General features: G+C 72.4%; 13 protein-coding genes. 5 read left to right on the top strand and 8 right to left on the bottom strand.

The genetic code is table 11. From position 1 onward, the window contains the following. Nucleotides 1-37: 37 nt before the first annotated feature. The gene (locus P3T37_RS21810) at nt 38-1,552 is read right to left on the bottom strand and encodes an ATP-binding protein (RefSeq protein WP_280725454.1); all 1,515 of its coding nucleotides are present in this window, start codon (nt 1,550-1,552) and stop codon (nt 38-40) included. Nucleotides 1,553-2,165: 613 nt separating this feature from the next. Between P3T37_RS21810 and P3T37_RS21805 the strand changes: the two genes are divergently transcribed. The 3 genes from P3T37_RS21805 to P3T37_RS21795 all read left to right on the top strand — a co-directional run bounded on the left by P3T37_RS21805 (nt 2,166) and on the right by P3T37_RS21795 (nt 8,222). Continuing rightward, nucleotides 2,166-5,144 carry a BTAD domain-containing putative transcriptional regulator gene (locus P3T37_RS21805; protein ID WP_280725453.1) on the top strand — a complete coding sequence of 993 codons (2,979 nt, stop codon included), beginning with the start codon at nt 2,166-2,168 and terminating at the stop codon, nt 5,142-5,144. 476 nt (nt 5,145-5,620) lie between these two features. Continuing rightward, entirely contained in the window at nt 5,621-6,367 is a 747-nt protein-coding gene (locus P3T37_RS21800) for a class I SAM-dependent methyltransferase (RefSeq protein ID WP_280725452.1), read from the top strand. A gap of 79 nt (nt 6,368-6,446) precedes the next feature. Next, nucleotides 6,447-8,222, top strand: a complete 1,776-nt coding sequence (locus tag P3T37_RS21795) for a SpoIIE family protein phosphatase (protein ID WP_280725451.1) — start codon at nt 6,447-6,449, stop codon at nt 8,220-8,222. A gap of 5 nt (nt 8,223-8,227) precedes the next feature. Here P3T37_RS21795 and P3T37_RS21790 read toward each other — a convergent pair whose 3' ends face one another. From P3T37_RS21790 to P3T37_RS21770, 5 genes are all read right to left on the bottom strand, one after another. Further along, nucleotides 8,228-8,992: an SDR family NAD(P)-dependent oxidoreductase gene (locus tag P3T37_RS21790; protein ID WP_280725450.1), complete on the bottom strand. Its 765-nt coding sequence runs from the start codon at nt 8,990-8,992 to the stop codon at nt 8,228-8,230. Continuing rightward, on the bottom strand, nt 8,989-10,347 hold the full coding sequence (locus P3T37_RS21785; RefSeq protein WP_280725449.1) for an FAD-binding oxidoreductase: 1,359 nt from the start codon (nt 10,345-10,347) through the stop codon (nt 8,989-8,991). The genes P3T37_RS21790 and P3T37_RS21785 overlap by 4 nt, the downstream gene beginning before the upstream one ends. Next, the gene (locus tag P3T37_RS21780) at nt 10,347-11,288 is read right to left on the bottom strand and encodes a decaprenyl-phosphate phosphoribosyltransferase (RefSeq protein ID WP_280725448.1); all 942 of its coding nucleotides are present in this window, start codon (nt 11,286-11,288) and stop codon (nt 10,347-10,349) included. The genes P3T37_RS21785 and P3T37_RS21780 overlap by 1 nt, the downstream gene beginning before the upstream one ends. Then, nucleotides 11,285-12,505, bottom strand: a complete 1,221-nt coding sequence (locus P3T37_RS21775; protein WP_280725447.1) for a phosphodiester glycosidase family protein — start codon at nt 12,503-12,505, stop codon at nt 11,285-11,287. Before P3T37_RS21775 ends, P3T37_RS21780 begins: the two co-directional genes overlap by 4 nt. A gap of 265 nt (nt 12,506-12,770) precedes the next feature. Next, nucleotides 12,771-13,736 carry a LysR substrate-binding domain-containing protein gene (locus P3T37_RS21770; protein WP_280725446.1) on the bottom strand — a complete coding sequence of 322 codons (966 nt, stop codon included), beginning with the start codon at nt 13,734-13,736 and terminating at the stop codon, nt 12,771-12,773. Between the two features lie 199 nt (nt 13,737-13,935). On the opposite strand from P3T37_RS21770, the gene P3T37_RS21765 reads away from it, so the two are divergent. Then, nucleotides 13,936-14,487 carry a peroxiredoxin gene (locus P3T37_RS21765; RefSeq protein WP_280725445.1) on the top strand — a complete coding sequence of 184 codons (552 nt, stop codon included), beginning with the start codon at nt 13,936-13,938 and terminating at the stop codon, nt 14,485-14,487. Between the two features lie 4 nt (nt 14,488-14,491). After that, nucleotides 14,492-15,022: a carboxymuconolactone decarboxylase family protein gene (locus tag P3T37_RS21760; RefSeq protein WP_280725443.1), complete on the top strand. Its 531-nt coding sequence runs from the start codon at nt 14,492-14,494 to the stop codon at nt 15,020-15,022. A 6-nt stretch (nt 15,023-15,028) separates the two neighbouring features. Here the strand turns inward: P3T37_RS21760 and P3T37_RS21755 are convergent, their stop codons facing one another. Both P3T37_RS21755 and P3T37_RS21750 read right to left on the bottom strand, forming a co-directional pair. Next, nucleotides 15,029-15,760 (bottom strand): HNH endonuclease, encoded by a 732-nt coding sequence (locus P3T37_RS21755; RefSeq protein ID WP_280725442.1) that lies wholly within the window; start codon nt 15,758-15,760, stop codon nt 15,029-15,031. Beyond that, complete coding sequence (locus tag P3T37_RS21750) at nt 15,757-17,058, bottom strand: AAA family ATPase (RefSeq protein ID WP_280725441.1); 1,302 nt, start codon at nt 17,056-17,058, stop codon at nt 15,757-15,759. The genes P3T37_RS21755 and P3T37_RS21750 overlap by 4 nt, the downstream gene beginning before the upstream one ends. Nucleotides 17,059-17,065 lie beyond the last annotated feature (7 nt).

Here is a 17,065-nt window from a genome sequence, read left to right as displayed (position 1 = left end):
ACCCACGGCTGGGGGTACCACCGATGGGCGTCTTCGCTCAGCGCCCGTAGAGCATGTCGATACCGACCAGCAGGACGTCCTCGCGCCGCGCGGCCAGCTGCTCCAGCTCCGGGCTGAAACCTGTGAGGGAGAAGACCGTGAGCATGGCGCCTTCGGCCTGGTGGCCCTCGGTCGTGAGCAACTGCCTGATCCGCTCCAGGCGTTCGATGTCACCGGGTGTGCGGCGCTGCAGCGTCGCCTTCGCCTCGCCGAGCAGCAGGATGCCCGCGCCGCTCGCGCCGGGTCGTTGGCCCGGTGCCAGCGCCACGACGTCGACCTCGTGCTTGGCCCGACCGGCGGCGTCGTGGACCGCGGTGGTCCCCACCGCGCCGACCAGGCGACCATCCAGTGCCTGCGCCCCGGCGAACTCCCGCGTCCAGGTGCGCGCGAGCTCCTCGAAGTGCGGGCCCAGGATCTGCGAGGCGAAGGTCGCCCTGGCGGCCTCCCACACCTGACGCGCCTCGCGCCGGTCCAGCAGGTCCGAATACGGCACGGTGATCAGCTGGTTGAAGCGGATGATCGGATCCGTGACGCTGATCGTCGGATTGCGCGCGTGCAGAAGGTCCTGGGCACGTCGCAGGTATCCCGCCGACTCCAGGACGGACAGCGGATGCGCCAGCGCCGTCCGCTCGCGGCCGATGACACCGCCGATCTTCGTCGGGGTGCCGGCTCCCCCCGCCACCGCGGTGAGGATGTCGTAGTAGAGGGTCCGCCGGGTGATCCTGGGGTCCTCCCGCAGCAGGTGCTCGGTCTCGTTGCGGGTGAACAGGCCGAGGTCGGGGTCGAGGAGGTTCTCCACGACCCAGTCGTCGAACTCCGCCAACGTGCTGGGCGGAGCGTCCTGCACCAACTGCCGGTAGCCGGGCGCCCCACCGAGTACGGCGTGCAGGCGCAGCGCCACCGCAGGCTCGTCCACCTCCCAGAACCGCCCTGCGGCACGGTAGTCGAACGGGCCGAGCCGCATGTCGAGCGCGGCGCGGCCTCGTAGCGCCTTGTTCCCCGACAGCAGTTCCGTCATCACGCTCATCGCCGAGCCGCAGAGCACAAGCCGGCCACCGGGCGCCTGGCCCGCCTGCGAGTCGTCGTAGAGATGTTGCAGCAGCGAGGGGATCTCGGGTGAGTGGTCGAGGAGGTAGGGAAGTTCGTCGATGATCAGCAGGGGTAGTGCGCCGACGGCTCGGCGGCGCTCCACGAGTTCCAGGGCGGTGGTCAGGATCTGCTGCCAGTCGTCGAGTTCCACCGATTCGGCCGGCAGGCCGGCGTAACCGGCGAGGGCGGCCGTGAACCGCTGCTGTGCGGCCAGCCGTCCTTCTTCCTGCACCGCCGTGACGTACAGGCCGCCGGTGGCCTCGGCCAGCGCTCGGAGCAGGAAGGACTTGCCGTGGCGACGCCGGCCCGACAGCAGGCCGATGTGCAGGGCGGGCCCGCCCCGTTGCAGGAAGCGGGTCAGCGAGGACCACTCCTGGTCGCGGCCCATGACCCGGGCGGGCTTGGGGATCGAGGTCGAAGGCATCTTGTATGACTCAATCTATACGGATCTGTATAAGTCGAACTATACAAGTATGGCACCGGCCGATGCCGGACCTTCCGGAGCGCCGCAAATTGACATACCCGACCAATTCTGGCGAATCACAAGGAAGTGCCCCGCACCGGCACATCCAGGGCGGGGCAGGACTGCGCAACAGCGGCCGGATCTAGTGCACGGGCGAAATCAGACCGAGCGGCTTGACATCGCCCTCACGAACGGACTGAGCCGATGCCTCTGCCTCTGCGGGGTCCGCCGTGGGCTGCTCGATAGCGGGCGCCCCACCCTGCGCGGGCACCAGAAGCTCGCCGTCCTCCATGGGGGGCACGGCGATCGCCGACGCACTGGACTCCTGGGGGACTGCGGTCAAGCTCTCGTTCTCGGCCATGGCAAGGCCTTTCTGGTCGTTAGATTCGCTTCCACCCCGATCGGGACCAGCCGGGGCGTAGGGACAGTATTGTAGGAATCGTTAAATGTCTTATAAACAGCCCTCCGCTCGCTCATCTCGCCGCCCGCACCGACCCTCACGTGGTGCGATGCACGACTTGATCGGGGAGGGCAGTGCTTTGTAGATGTACAGCCACCGGCCTCGGGGGATCTCATGGAGCTTCAGGCAACGCCGCACGACGCCGTGCTGCGGTTCCAGGTGCTCGGGCCCGTCCAGGCATGGCGTGGTGACCAGGCGCTGGCCCTCGGATCGCCGCAGCAGCAAGCCGTCCTGACGGCTCTGCTGCTGCACCAGGGCCGCCCGGTCACCACACAGGAGCTGGTGGACGGGCTGTGGGGCGACCGACCGCCGCCGCAGGCCGTCGCGGCGCTGCGCACCTACGTCTCGCGACTGCGGTCCGTCATCGAGCCCAACCGCGAGGTCCGGGCCCCCGCGGAAGTCCTCGTCTCGGTTCGCGACGGCTACGTTCTACGCGTGTCAGCCGACGCGCTCGACCTGTCGGTGTTCAACGCCCGTTCCGCCGATGCCGCGGCGGCCCGCCAGAGCGGAGACGCCGAGACTGCGCATCAGCTCCTGGTCTCCGCGCTCGCCCTGTGGAGCGGCCAGCCGCTGGCCGGCATCCCCGGGCCGTTCGCCGACTCGCAGCGCCTGCGTCTCACCGAACGACGGGTGACGGTCTGGGAGGACCGCTTCGCGGCAGCACTCGACATCGGCCTGCACGCCGAGGTCACCGCCGAACTGAACTCGCTCGCCACCGAGCACCCGCTGCGCGAGCGCCTGCGCGAGCTGCTGATGCTGGCGCTCTACCAGTGCGGTCGGCAGGCCGAGGCGCTCAGCGTCTACGCGGCCACCCGCAAGCTGCTGATCGACGAACTCGGTGTGGAACCGGGGATCGGCCTGGCCGCCATGCACTCCCGGATCCTCTCCGCGGACCCGACGCTGATGTACGCACCGCCGGAACCGCAGGCCCCGACACCCGAGACCGCATATACCGCCCCGACCGCGCCTCCCGCCCAGCTTCCCGCCGATGTCTCGGACTTCAGCGGCCGCGAGGCGCTGGTCGCCGAACTGCGCGGCACTCTGCGCAGCGCCTCCGGCCAAGCAGTTGTGGTCACCTCCCTCGCCGGAATCGGCGGCGTCGGGAAAACCACGCTCGCCGTCCATGTCGCGCATGGAGTCCGGCACGAGTTCCCCGACGGCCAGCTGTACGTGGACCTGCGAGGTGCGGGGGCGACGCCGGCCGATCCAGCCGTGGTCCTCGGCGACTTTCTCTTCGCCCTGGGTGTGGGCGAGGCGCCCGAGCCCTTCGAGCAGCGCGTCGCCCTCTACCGCTCGCTGCTGGCCGACCGCCGGATGCTGATCCTGCTCGACAATGCGCACGACGTCACCCAGATCGCGCCGCTGATCCCCGGGGTGGCCGGCTGCGCGGTGCTCGCGACCAGCCGCTCCCGGCTGGCCGGACTGCCTGGTGCCCATCTCGTGGACGTCGAGGAGCTGACCCCTCAGGAGGCCCTGGAACTCTTCGCGGCGATCGTCGGGCAACAGCGGATCGACGCCGAACCCGAGGCCGCCCTGGCCGTGGTCACGGCCTGCGGCTTCCTGCCGCTGGCCGTCCGGATCGCGGCCGCCCGGCTGGCGAGCCGGCCGCGCTGGAGCGTCTCCGACCTGGCTCACCGGTTAGCGGACCAGCGTCGGCGGCTGGACGAACTCCAGCTGGGCAACCTGGCCGTAGAGACCACGCTCGGTGTCGGCTACGGCCAGCTCCAGCCCGACGAGGCCCGGGCGTTCCGCATGCTCGCGCTGGTCGACAGTCCCGACCTGCCCCTGGCCGCGGTGGCAGCCCTGCTAGGTACGACCGAGGAGCGGGCGGAGGACCTGGCGGAAGCTCTGGTCGAGGCCAACATGCTGGAGTGCTTCACTCCGGGTCGCTACCGCTACCACGACCTGCTCCGGCTCTTCGCGCTGAAGCAGGCCGAAAAGACCAAATCCCAGGAGGAGAAGGAGCCCGGGCTGCTGCGCCTGCTCGACCTGCTGCTGGCCACCCTGCGCAACGCGGCCCAGACCCTCGAACCCGACGACCTGCTGGCAGAATCGCTGCACCACCCCGCGCAGGCGGGCATCCGGTTCGAGACCATCGGAGCGGCCCGAGGCTGGCTGCGGACCGAGTTCGCGCTGCTCCTGGCCGCGATCGAAGGAGCCGTGGAGGACTCCTCCGAACTGATGCGCCGGGCGGTCGACGTGCTCATCATCCTCAAGTCCCTCGTCGAGGAGCGCATCCACGGCGAGCGCTTCCGCCGCATCCTGGACATCGCCGGTCGAAGCGCCGCTTCGCGTGCCGACAACGGTGCGCTGGCCCGTATTCGCTTCGCGTTGGGGGTGCTCGGCATCATGGCCGGCGACTTCCCAGGCGCCGAGGCCTCCCTGCGTGACTGCCTTGACCTGCTGAGCCCCACCGAAACGCCCATTCTCCGTTCGGCCGTCGCCAGCCTGCTGGGGAACGTGCTGATCTCGACGAACCGGCCGGCCCAGGCCCTGCCGTTCTTCGAACAGGCCCGGGAACTGCTGGAGAGCCTGGAGGCCAAGAGCAGCGAGGCCCGGGTGCTCGGCAACATCGCGCGCGCCCACCTCGCCCTGGGCCAGCGTGAACGGGCCGTCAGCTCGGCCGAGTCGGCCCTGGTCACAGCGCGGCTGTCGAACAACGCCTACTGCCTGACCGACACGCTCTACCAACTGGGCGTGGTGCTCGGGACCGCCGGTTCGCCGGCGCAGGCGGCCACCCACCTGCGGGAGGCGTACCAGCGTTACCAGGAGCAGCAGCAGCGGTTCTGGGAGGGGCTCTCGCTCGCCCGGCTGGCCGGCTGCCTACTGACGGACGGCCAGGTCGCCGCGGCCGCCACCGCCGCCGAAGAGGCGCTGACCATTGCCGAGGAGGTCGACAACGCCTACTGCCAGGGCCTGGCGAACGCCGCGCTGGGCGAGGCGCTGCTGCGTCAGGGCAATCCAGGGCGCGGGATCGGCCACCTCCAGGAGGCCCATCGCATCTTCACCCGGCTCGGTGTGCCCGAGGCCCTGTCCGTGCAGGGCCTGATCGATGATCAGCACACCGAGCCCCCTACCACCCCTGCGCCGTGACCACCGGGGCCCCCGTGACCCCCGTCATCCCCGGTCCCCCGCTCGGGAAGCACACCCCCGATTCCCCCTGTTCCCCCCGGAACAGCGGTGACCCCGCAGCCCCCCGGCTGCGGGAGCACCTCTTTGCGCTTCCCCGGCGCTGATAGAACTCTGACACCCGGCGATTGACGTTCGATAAACGACGGCGAAACCACCCACCCCCTCGCGCCACGCGGCGTGCGGCGGTCGGTCTCACCACCCCCGTCCGCCCCAGTGTGCTTCCGTCTCCTGCTGGGTATTCGCCCTGGCGGGCATGAGTTGGCCGGAAACGGACTCCATACCGCGGTGATCACGCATATTCTCAGAGGCCAGGTGGCACGTGCGGCGAGCGAGCGGTACGGGCGCGCGGTTCGGGCAGGGCGGACGGGGAACGCGGGGAGCGGAAGGCCACGACTGTAGCGGCGGTCGGTGCCATGGTGGAAAGGTGCCTCTCAATCGTGACGACGGGACAGATAGCGGACCCCGCCCAGGGCGGTCCGGCCGGCCCGCAGGCCCCCGGGTGCCGTAGCGCCGAGCGCGCCCTGCAGGCGGTGGCCTTCGACGCGATCGGCGCCCGGTACAGCGCGGCGTTCCCCGCCAAGGCCGGCCAACTCGCCGCCGGGCAGAGGCTGCTGGACGAACTCCCGACCGGTGCGGCGGTGCTCGACATCGGCTGCGGGATCGGCGATCCGACCACCCTCCAGCTGGCCGCCGGCGGCCTGGACGTCACCGCGATCGACCTCTCCGACGGCATGCTGACGCTGGCCCGCCGGCACCTGCCCGACGCCGCCCGGTACCACCGGATGGACATGTACGACCTCGCCACCGAGCGTGCCGAGAAGGCCTGGGGCCTGCCGCAGCTCGGCCCGGCCGGGGCCGGCAGCTTCGACGCCGTGACCGCGTTCTTCTCGCTGATCCTGCTCCCGCAGGACGAGATCCCGCTGATGTTGGACCGGATCCGGACACTGCTGCGGCCGGGCGGCCTGCTGGTGCTCGGCATGGTCGAGGCGGACCTCGACCACTATCCGCTGCTCTTCCTCGGCCAGGAGATCCGGATCACCGGCTACCTCAGGGAGGAGCTGGTCCAGCTGCTGCACCTGGCCGGCTTCACCGTCGAGGCGTGCAGCGACCGCCCGTACGCCCCCGCGTGCACCGCACTCCCCCCGGAGGAGCAGCTCTTCCTGCACTGTCGCCGTACCGTCTGAACCCGCCCCCAGCGAAAGCCGTACCGGCCGTACCCGAGTCCGACCCGCCGTCACCCTCGACCAGTAAGAACGGGCAGCCGTGCGCGACCACCTCTCCCCCCAGGCCGGCCAGCCGCCCGCCGTCCCGGCCCAGCGCCGCCCGCCCACCGAGCCCGGGGCTCCGGCACCGCCGTTGAACCTGCGGGTCCGCCAGGCCCTCAACGAACGGCTGGAGTACCTCAACGGCGCCACCCGCCGGATCAACAGCACCCTCGATCCGGACGGCACGGTCCGCAGCCTGGTCAAGGTCCTGGTCCCGGTCCTGGCCGACGCCGCCCTCGTCCACCTGCGCGAGCCGATCCCGGTCAACGAGCGCGAGCGCACCCGTCCGCCGTCCGCGCTGCGGCTGCACCGCGCCGAGGGGACGCGGCTGGGCCGGCGCCGCGAGGCGGTCACCGCGCGACCCGGCGGCGCACTGGCCGAGGCGCTGCTCCAGCAGTCGCTGGTCGGCCCGCTGGTGCTGGGCGGTCGGGGCAGCGAACGGCTCCAGCCGCTCTTCACCGAGCTGTACGGCGCCCGAGCGCTGGCCCGGCTCGCCCGCGGCACCGCGCTGCTGGCCCTGCCGCTGCACGGCCGCGGGGCCGTCCTCGGCCTGCTGGTGCTGATCCGCCGCCCGCGCGCCGGCGACGGCAAGCCGGCCCGCTTCGACAGCGCCGACACCCACACCGCCGCCCACCTGGCCACACTGGCCGGCCTGGCGGTGGACACCGCGCTGCGCTACACCCGCGAGTCGGAGATCGCCGACCAGTTGCAGCGCAGCATGCTGCCCGCGCACCTGCCGCAACCGCACGGCGTCCGGCTCGCCCACCGCTACCTGCCCGGCGAGAGCGACGCCCAGGTCGGCGGCGACTGGTACGACGCGATCCCGCTGCCGGGCAACCGGGTTGCCCTGATCGTCGGCGACGTGATGGGGCACTCGCTGACCTCGGCGGCCGTGATGGGACAGCTGCGGACCAGCGCGCAGACCCTGGCCGCCCTCGACCTGCCTCCGCACGAGGTGCTCTACCACCTGGACGAACAGGCCCAGCGGCTGGGCCGCGAACAGCATCTGGCCACCTGCGTCTACGCGGTCTACGACCCGATCGCCAACCGCATCGTGGTCGCCAACGCCGGCCACATGCCGCCCGCTCTGATCCACCCGGACGGCCGGGCCGAACTGCTCGACCTGCCGGCCGGCGCACCGATCGGCGTCGGCGGGGTCGACTTCTCCTCGGTGGAGCTACCCGCGCTGCCCGGCTCGGCCCTGCTGCTCTTCACCGACGGGCTGGTGGAGACCCGCCGGCGCCCGATCAGCAGCGGCCTGGAGCTGCTGCGCGCCCGGCTCAGCACCGCCCACCACCACTCCCCCGAGCAGCTCTGCCAGGAGGCGCTGAAGATCCTGCCGCCCGGCGACCGCGGCGACGACATCGCGCTGCTGGCCGCCTCCTTCGACGGCATCCCGGCCGAGGACGTCGCCTACTGGTACCTCCAGCCCAAGCACGAGACCCCCGGCCGGGCGCGCCGGCTGGCCGGGCACGCGCTGCGCCGCTGGGGTCTGGAGGAACTCGCCGACAACACCGAGCTGATGGTCAGCGAGCTGGTCACCAACGCCATCCAGCACGCCACCCGCCCGGTCACCCTGCGGCTGGTGCGGACCTCGCACCTGCGCTGCGAGGTCGGCGACGACAGCCCGCAGCTCCCCCGCCGCCGCCCCGCCGGCCCGGAGGACGAACGGGGGCGCGGCCTGCACCTGGTGGCCAAGTTCGCCGAGCGCTGGGGCGCCACCCGGCTGGGCGGCGGCAAGGTGGTCTGGTTCGAGCAGCGGCTGCCGAGCTGAGAGTGCTAGCGGGGCAGCTTGCGCCAGAGCGGGCGCGGGATCAGCCGCATCACGCCGGCCAGCACGCCCATCCGGCGCGGCACCCACACCACGCTCGCGCTGCTCGCCAGCGCCGCCGCGACCGCCGCGCCCACCGCGGCCGCGGTGGTGGACGCCGGGGCGGGCGCCATGCCGGCCGTCATCCGGCCGATCACGAAGCCCGGCCGGACCAGCAGCAGTCGCACCCCGCTGCCGTGCAGCGAGTCCGCCAGCCCGCGGGCGAACGCGTCCAGGCCCGCCTTGGTCGCTCCGTAGACGAAGTTGGCCTTCCGCGGGCGCACCGCCGCGACCGAGGAGAGCACCACGATCATGCCGCGGCGCTGGGCGCGCAGGTGCTGGGCCACCGCCAGCAGGGTCGTCACATGGCCGGTCAGGTTGGTCTGGACGAGCAGTCCGGCGCGCAGCGGGTCCTTGTCCAGCAGCTCCTGATCGGTCAGCACGCCGGCCGCCGAGATCACCAGGTCGACCGGGCCGCCCGCGAAGATCCCGTCGACGAAGGGCTGGTGGGTGTCCAGCGCGGTGGCGTCGTAGAACGCGGTCCGCACCCGGAACGGCAGGCCCTCGGCGCTCTGCGCCATCCGCTGCTCGTCGCGCCCGGCCAGGATCACCTCGGAGCCGGGCGGCGGGTCCAGGGAGAGCAGGATCTCGCGGCCGATCTCGCTGCCGCCGCCGAGCAGTAGCACGCGGCCGGGCCGCCGGGTCCGCGGGTGCCGCCGGGTTCGCTGGTTCATCGGCACAGTCCCAGTCTCCGTCCGAGGTCGGATCGCATCGTATCGGCGGGGTCCAGCCGCGCCCGGGCGGCGCGCCAGTCCTCCAGTGGCCCGTACATCGCGTCGAAGGCGACGCGGCCGAGCCGGGCGTCCTTGGCGAGGTAGACCCGGCCGCCCGCGTTGGCCACCTTGCGGTCCAACTCGTGGAGCAGCTCCGCCAGTCGGGGTCCGCCCGGAGGCATGTCGACGGCCAGCGACCAGCCGGGCAGCGGGAAGGAGAGCGGGCCGCCACGGGAGGGGCCGAAACGCTTCAGGGTGCCCAGGAAGGGCGCCGCCCCGACGCGTTGCAGGGACTCCAGGACGTCGGCCACCACGTGCCGGGCCCGCAGCGGCACGGCGAACTGGTACTGCAGGAAGCCGCGCGGGCCCAGCGCCAGGTTCCACCGGTCCACCGCGTCCAGCCGGTGGAAGAACTCCGGGAGGCCCTGGAGGGAGCAGCGCTCGCGGGGGGCCCTGCGGTACCAGAGTTCGTTGAAGGCCCGGGCGGTGACCGGGTTGAAGAGGCCCAGCGGCATCCGGGGGGCCAGCGGCGCGCGGGTCGGGCCGTAGCGCAGGCCGTCCGGCTCGGCGCTCGGATCGGGCGCGGCGAGGTGGTCGCCGAGGTCGACGACGCCGCGGCCGAGCGAGCGGCCGGTGGCGGTGGTGTCGATCCAGGCGACCGCGTAGCGGCTGGTCGCCGACTCCAGCTCGGCCATCAGCGCGTCCAGGTCCGGGCAGCGGCGGACGGTCACCCGCAGCAGCGAGCTGCGGATCCGGATCAGCCGCAGGGTGACCGCGAGGATGACGCCGGTCAGGCCCATGCCGCCGACCGTGGCCCGGAACGCCGGACCGTCGCCGTCCACCGTCAGGGTCCGCAACTCGCCGTCCCCGCAGAGCAGTTCGATACTCTCCAGCCAGTGGAACAGGGTGCCGTCGACGCGCTGGTTCTTGCCGTGCACGTCGGCCGCCACCGCTCCGCCGACCGTGACGTGGCGGGTGCCCGGCAGGACCGGCAGCAGCAGACCGTGCGGGACGAGGTGCTCCAGCAGTTCGGCGAAGGTGGTCGAGCCGGAGACCCGCACCCGGGCCGCGGCGGCGTCCAGTTCGATCCGGGCGGGCGTGACGGGCGCCAGCACCAGCCCGCCGGCGTTCTGTGCGGCGTCGCCGTAGCTGCGTCCCGCACCGCGGGCGAGCAGTCCCCGGCCGGGCCGTCCGGCGATCAACTCCCGTAGCGCGTCCGGTTCCAGGGGACCGATCACCTGGGACCGGCTCCCGGTGGTGCGACCCCAGCCCTGGAGCAGCCGGTCCGGTACGGCCGCCCGAAGTACCGTTCCCATCAGCGCATCCCCACCACGAAGAGGGCCAGCCACAGGAGTTCGCAGCCGAGCATCGGGCCGTCCCGGGTGATCAGGTCCTCGACCCGGGTCATTCCTGCCCGGGAGGTGAGCCAGTCGAACCGGACCAGCGCCGCGGTCAGCGGGATCGCCGTGACCAGATGCCAACCAGCCGCCCAGGGGCCGCCGTTGAGCAGCGCCCAGCCGAGGTAGGCGCCGACCATGGCGGCGCTGACGAAGCGCTGGGCGAACCGCAGGCCGGTCGGCGTGTACCCGCGCAGGCATGGCCGGTGCCCGGCCGCGGTGGCGCCGAGGCCGGCAAGTTCGGTGTACCGCTTGGCGATCGCCACCAGCAGCGCGCCCAGGCTGCAGACCAGCACGAACCAGCCGGACGGCGCCACCTGGGCGGCCGCCGCGCCGCCCAGTGCCCGCAGCACGAACCCGGAGGCCACCACGGTCAGTTCGAGCACCGGGATGTGCTTGAGCGTGGAGGAGTAGAGGAACGAGACGGCCAGGTAGGCGGTGACCGTCAGGGCCAGTCCGAGGCTGGAGATGGCCAGCGCGCCGCTCTCGGCCAGCAGTACGAAGACGGCCGCCAGGACGATCGCGTGTCCCACCGCGAGCTGGCCGGCCGCGATCGGCCGGGTCCGCTTGCTCGGGTGGTGCCGGTCGCGCTCGACGTCGACCACGTCGTTGACGAAGTACACCGCGCAGGAGGCCGCGGTGAACACGCCGAACGCGACCAGCGCGTAGGCCAGTCCATCGGCCCGGCCGCGCTCGGCACCCGCCACCGGGGCGGCGAACACCAGTAGGTTCTTGGGCCACTGGCGGGGCCTGGAGGTGCGCAGCACCGCCAGCGGCCAGCCGAACCGCAGCGGCCGGGCGGCGCTCTGGACGGGATCGGCGAACTCGGGCGCCGGCAGTACCGGGGGCTGCGCGGTCATCTCGCGTACACCGCGGTGAAGTCGCGGCTGGTCGGCTCGAAGTAGCGGTCGGCCGGCCGCTCCTGGTCGGAGAGCAGCTTGGTCGGCGTCGGGTTCTGCGGGTCGGACCCCGGCTGGTAGTAGTTGAACGACATCCAGGCCGGGTTGATGTCCAGCTGCATCGCCGTCACGCAGCCGGCCTGCTGGAGCAGGTTCGCCAGCGTGCGGACCGACAGCGCCGGACCGTAGGCGAAGACGAGCCGCCCGTCGGGCGTGACGCCGATGCCCGAGCGCCAGACGAAGTACGCGCCGCCGATGGTCAGGCCCCAGCCGCTCTCGATGTGGCTGTCGACGTCGTCCGGGACGGCGGACTGGTCGACGATGAGCCGCAGGTTCTGCCGCACGCCCACCACGTCCGGGGTCATGCTCACGCCGTCGTCCCAGGTGCCGACCGTGGCGTGGCCGTCCTTGTAGTAGACCAGCGAGGCCGCGCCGGAGGTCAGCGTGCCGTGCGTGACGCCGTTGAGGAAGAAGCCGCCGCGGGCCTCGTTCACGTTGACCTTGAACCCGCCGTTGAAGCTGGCCAGCAGGCCGGTGCGGTCCTCCGGCGGGATGTTCGGCGGCACGCCCCAGTTGTCCGGCCCGGGGTCGTCGGTGCCCGGGTGGAGCTGGAAGCGGACCAGCCGGGGGTCCATCGAGACCACGCCGGCCAGGTAGGAGGTGTGCGCGGCGTCAGGGCGCAGCTCGGCGGCCTGGATGGCCGGGGTGCCGCGGACGCTGCTGAGCACGTGCCAGGTGCCCTCGCCGGGCAGCGGGTCGCCGCCGGCCGGCGAGGTGAGCGGCGCCAGCGGGATCGGGGGCAGCGCCGGGGCCGGGCCGTGGTTGGCCGGGTCCACGGCCGGGGCGGCCGGCGGCAGGCCGATTGCGGCGGGTGTGCCGCCGACCTTCGGCGGGTCCATCTTGTACTGGGCGGTCTCCAGCATCGTGACGACCGGACCCAGGTGGTGGTCACGGCCCCACTCGGCCAGCCGGGCGGCCGTGCTGTCGTTGCCCGGGGCCAGCAGCGCACCGCCCACCGACCAGCCGAGCCAGGCCAGGAAGGCGGCGAAGACCGCCACCACCACCCGCACCGTCGGTCGGGCGAGGAGCCGGCGCAGTCGGCCGGGCGGACGCCGTACGGGTTTCGGATCCCCTGCCGCGACGTCCTGATCCGTTTCGGGTTTGGTCGACGGTGCCACGCCACTCTCTCCCTCCCGCGGCACGCAGGTGCGCGCGAGATGCTGCGATGTCGGACCTGCTCAGCGTCACGCCGATCGGCGAGGTCGGCCACGCAGCGCGGGGGCGGCGGCGGCCCGCGGAGCGGCACCCGGTGCACTGACGGGCAGTCGGGGGCTGGAGTCAAACATCGTGTTGGGGAGGCGAGTTGGCTGATCATCAGCCGATAGGACAACAGGACGCCGATCGCTCGGCCCGGGTTACTCCGTCGGGCGGACGCGGCAGCGGCTAGGAGCTGACGATCCGTACGGGCAGCTCGGCCAGCACCTCGCGCAGGGAGTCGGCGAAGCGGTCGTACTCCGCGCTGCGGGCCGAGCCCGGCCGGGCGGCGAGGCCGATCCGGCGGCCGGGTGCGGGGGCGGCGAAGCGCACCGCGGCGAGCCGGTCGGTGCGGCCCGCCTCGACGTCCAGGGCGGTGGCGGGCAGCAGGGTGACGCCCAGCCCGCCGGCCACCAGCTGGACGAGGGTGGACAGGCCGGCCGCCCTGGTGGTGCCGCCGCCGGCCTCGGCGCCGACCTCGCGGCACAGGTCGAGCGCCTGGTCGCGCAGGCAGTGGCCCTCTTCGAGCAGCAGCACGTCCAGGTCGAGCAGGGCGTCCCGGGGCACGTCGACGCGGCCCGCCAGCTCGTGATCGGGCGGGGTGACCAGGACGAAGTCCTCGTCGAAGAGCGGGATGTCCCGGGTCGGCGCGGCGCCTCCGGCGGGCAGGGCGAGCAGCAGCAGGTCGAGCCGCCCGGCCGCCAGGCCCTCCAGCAGCGAGGGGGTGCGCTCCTCGTGGACGTGCAGTTCGAGGTCGGGGTAGCTGTCGCGGACCAGTCGCAGCACTGCCGGCAGCAGGTACGGCGCGACGGTGGGGATCACCCCGAGGTGCAGCGGGCCGGTAAACGGCCGGCGGGCGGCCTCGACCTCGCCGGTCAGGTCCTGGAGTGAGGCAAGCACCCGGCGCGCGTGGACGGCGACGCGCTCCCCCAGAGAGGTGATGATGACCTTCCGGGTCGTACGCTCGACCAGCTGCGCGCCGAGCGCCTCCTCCAGCGCCGCCACCGCGCCGGACAGACCCGGCTGGCTGGTGCCGATGGCCGCGGCGGCGTCCCGGAAGTGGCGGTGCTCGGCGACCGCGACGAAAGCGCGCAGCTGGGCGACGGTCGGCGTGCGGGCCGCGCGGGCCGATCCGGCGGCTGTGGTGCTCGCCACACCGGTCTCGGGTTTGCGGGCGCGGTCGGCGCGTGGCCTGGGCTGCTGAGTACTGATAACTCTCTCCGATCAGATCTAACGAGTCTAGCTATTTCACTGATCAGTGCGCGCTGTGTCACTGTTGATCACGTCGGGATTACGCCGAACCATAGGCAATTCGGACAATCCTCCCTCACTTACAAGCCCAGGAGAAGCGAACGTGCTCACGATCGGTGACAAGTTCCCCGAGTTCGACCTCAAGGCCTGCGTTGACCTCGACGCCGCGAGCGCCTTCGCCGACATCAACCACAAGTCCTACGAGGGCAAGTGGAAGATCGTCTTCTTCTGGCCGATGGACTTCACCTTCGTCTGCCCGACCGAGATCGCCGCGTTCGGCAAGCTGAACGAGGAGTTCGCGGACCGCGACGCGCAGATCCTGGGCGTCTCCGGCGACTCCGAGTTCGTCCACCACGCCTGGCGCAAGGACCACGCCGACCTGCGTGACCTGCCCTTCCCGATGCTCGCCGACATCAAGCACGACCTGATGCGCGCCTGCGGCGTCGAGGCCGAGGACGGCACCGCCCAGCGCGCCGTCTTCATCGTGGACCCGAACAACGAGATCCAGTTCACCATGGTGACCGCGGGCTCCGTCGGCCGGAACCCGAAGGAGGTCCTGCGGGTGCTGGACGCCCTGCAGACCGACGAGCTGTGCCCGTGCAACTGGACCAAGGGCGAGGCCACCCTGGACGCCGGCGCCCTGCTGGCCGGCTGATCCGATGGCCCTCGACGAACTCAAGTCGGCACTGCCGGACTACGCCAAGGACCTCAAGCTCAACCTGAGCGCGGTCATCGGCAACTCCGAGCTCCCGGCCCAGCAGCTCTGGGGCACCGTGCTCTCCTGCGCGATGGCCACCGGCAGCAAGGCCGTGCTGAGCGAGCTGGAGCCGCAGGCCAAGGAGATCCTCTCCGAGCAGGCGTACACCGCCGCCAAGGCCGCCGCCGCGGTGATGGCGATGAACAACGTCTACTACCGGACCATGCACCTGCTCTCCGACGAGGAGTACAGCAGCATGCGCACGGGTCTGCGGATGAACATCATCGGCAACCCGGGCGTCGAGAAGGTCGACTTCGAGCTGTGGTCGTTCGCGGTCTCCGCGATCAACGGCTGCGGCCGCTGCCTCGACTCGCACGAGGGCGTGCTGCGCAAGGCCGGCGTGGAGCGCGAGGTCATCCAGACCGCCGTGCGGATCGCCGCGGTGCTGCAGGCCGTGGCGTCCGTGCTGGACGCCGAGGCCGCGCTGGCCTGAGGCCGGTCAGCCTCTGAAAGGGCCCCGCTCTGTCGAGCGGGGCCCTTTCAGCAGGTTCAGGCCCGCCACCGCCTCGGCGCCGAAGACCAGCGCCGCGCGCGGTGCGGTGCTCAGCCGCAGCATCTCGTAGAGCACGTCCGCGAACGGCTGGACGGTCAGCGCGTGCGCGACCGCGGCGGCCTCGGCGCGCTCCCCCGCGGCGGTGGTCCGGGCCAGGTCGCGCAGCATCGAGCGGCAGCGGACGTACGCCTGGGCCCGGCCGCGCTCCAGCACCGGGCGGTCCAGGCCGAAGATCAGGATGGTCTCGTGCCCCTTGGGCGTGCGCGGGCGGTAGGCGCCGGTGGAGAGCACCAGGTTCAGGTGGTCGGCCGGCTCGTCGGTGGTGGGGTCGATCAGCAGCGCCAGGCCGTGCCGGTCGGTCGGGTAGCGGTCGCGCTTCTGGTTGCTGTTGCAGAAGGCGCAGGCCCACAGGTGGTTCAGCCAGTCGAAGGCGCGCATCGGGGCCAGCGCGATCGGCTGGAAGTGGTCGATGCTGGTGCCCTCGCTGTCCCCGCAGTACATGCAGCGGGAGAGCCCGGCCGCCATCGCGACCAGGTGGGCGCTCAGGTCCCGGCGGACCGTACGGCTGTCGCGCCACAGCTCGCGGGCGCCGCCGCCGCGGTCGGCCAGCCGCTCGGTGCGGGCGGCCAGCCGGGCCGAGAGGTCCTCGGGTAACGGCCCGCGCTGGAGCGGGATCACGCGCGTCTCCCCAGACGGGCCGCGACCTCGTCGACCCGGGCCGAGAGCGAGCTCATCAGGCGGTCGCTCAACTCCTGGTACTCCACCAGCTCGTCGTCGGTGGAGTCGCCGGCCAGCACCCGGCCCTCGATGTCGCCCAGGCGCCGACGGGCGTCCTCGGCGCGGTCCGAGTAGGGCGTTTCGAGGCCGAAGAGCTCGGAGAGCACCGCATCGTCCCCGCTGCCGTAGACGATCCGGCGGTAGAGCTCCTCGCTGACCGGCTGCGGCGGGAAGTCCTCGTCCACGCCGGCTATCCGGATCAGCCCGCCCGGGTCGGCGGCCTGGCAGATGTACGGGCTGTGGGTGGAGACGATGAACTGCACCAGTGGGAAGTGCGCCTTGAGCCAGGGGCCGATCCGCTGCTGCCAGCTGACGTGCAGGTGGGCGTCGATCTCGTCGATCAGCACGATGCCCGGGAGCCGGACGGCGCCGGCCTCGTCCAGCGGGAGGAGGCCGTAGGAGGACTGGAACTGCCGGACCAGGTCGAGCACGAGGGCGGCGACGGTGCGGTAGCCGTCGCTCATCTCCCGGAGCGGGAAGTCGGGCCCGTCGACTCTGCGGACCCAGAGGCCGTCGGAGTCGACTCGGGCGACGGTGTACCCGTCGGGCAGCAGGCCGTCCGAGAGCAGCGCGCTCACCACGTCCAGCGCCTGCTGGGCGCCGGGGCGGCCTTCGAGGCGGCGGACGTGCTGGTCGACCAGCCAGGAGACGCCCTCGGCGAGCGAGGCCTCCTCGTGGAAGAGCGTGGCGAGCCGGCCGACCGGGCCGGCCGAGAGCATCAGCCGCTGGCTCTCGCCGGTACCGCCGAGCAGCCGGCGGAACGGGCCGTAGCCGGCGAAGAACCAGCCGCGCGGGTTCTCCGCCCAGGCGCCGCGCTCGGGGTTGGGCGAGCCGAAGGAGGTCAGCTCGGGTCGCGGTCCGCCCGGCGGCAGGGTCCAGCGCAGGCCGAGCCGCAGGTCGTACTTGGGCGCCTTGCCGCTGCCGGCCAGCCGGTCCACCGACCAGTCCGGGCGCACGAACGCCTGCACCCAACCGGTGGTCTCCCCCGCGGTGATCCACCCGGAGAAGTCGCTGACCAGGCTGCGCGCCACCGAGGGCCCGCCGAGCGCCAGCGCCAGCGCGCGCAGCAGCGTCGTCTTGCCCGCGCCGTTGCGCCCGGCCAGCACCGTCCAGCCCGCCTGCGGCAACTCCAGCTGCCGCACCTCGCGCGCCGGCGTGAAACCCCGGATGCCCGAGATGCCCAGCCTCGTCACATACATGACTCCA

This window comes from Kitasatospora sp. MAA4 (assembly GCF_029893355.1).
Taxonomy (GTDB): Bacteria; Actinomycetota; Actinomycetes; order Streptomycetales; family Streptomycetaceae; genus Kitasatospora.
Note: the sequence above shows the minus strand (reverse complement) of the source record. Positions and strands in the feature narration are given on the sequence as shown.

Excerpts from the sequence above, each read along its gene's own strand:
- P3T37_RS21785 (WP_280725449.1), bottom strand. The coding sequence starts at position 10,347 with ATGGGAACGGTACTTCGGGCGGCCGTACCGGACCGGCTGCTCCAGGGC.
- P3T37_RS21750 (WP_280725441.1), bottom strand. The coding sequence starts at position 17,058 with ATGTATGTGACGAGGCTGGGCATCTCGGGCATCCGGGGTTTCACGCCG.
- P3T37_RS21790 (WP_280725450.1), bottom strand. The coding sequence starts at position 8,992 with ATGAACCAGCGAACCCGGCGGCACCCGCGGACCCGGCGGCCCGGCCGC.
- P3T37_RS21810 (WP_280725454.1), bottom strand. The coding sequence starts at position 1,552 with ATGCCTTCGACCTCGATCCCCAAGCCCGCCCGGGTCATGGGCCGCGAC.
- P3T37_RS21760 (WP_280725443.1), top strand. The coding sequence starts at position 14,492 with ATGGCCCTCGACGAACTCAAGTCGGCACTGCCGGACTACGCCAAGGAC.
- P3T37_RS21780 (WP_280725448.1), bottom strand. The coding sequence starts at position 11,288 with ATGACCGCGCAGCCCCCGGTACTGCCGGCGCCCGAGTTCGCCGATCCC.
- P3T37_RS21805 (WP_280725453.1), top strand. The coding sequence starts at position 2,166 with ATGGAGCTTCAGGCAACGCCGCACGACGCCGTGCTGCGGTTCCAGGTG.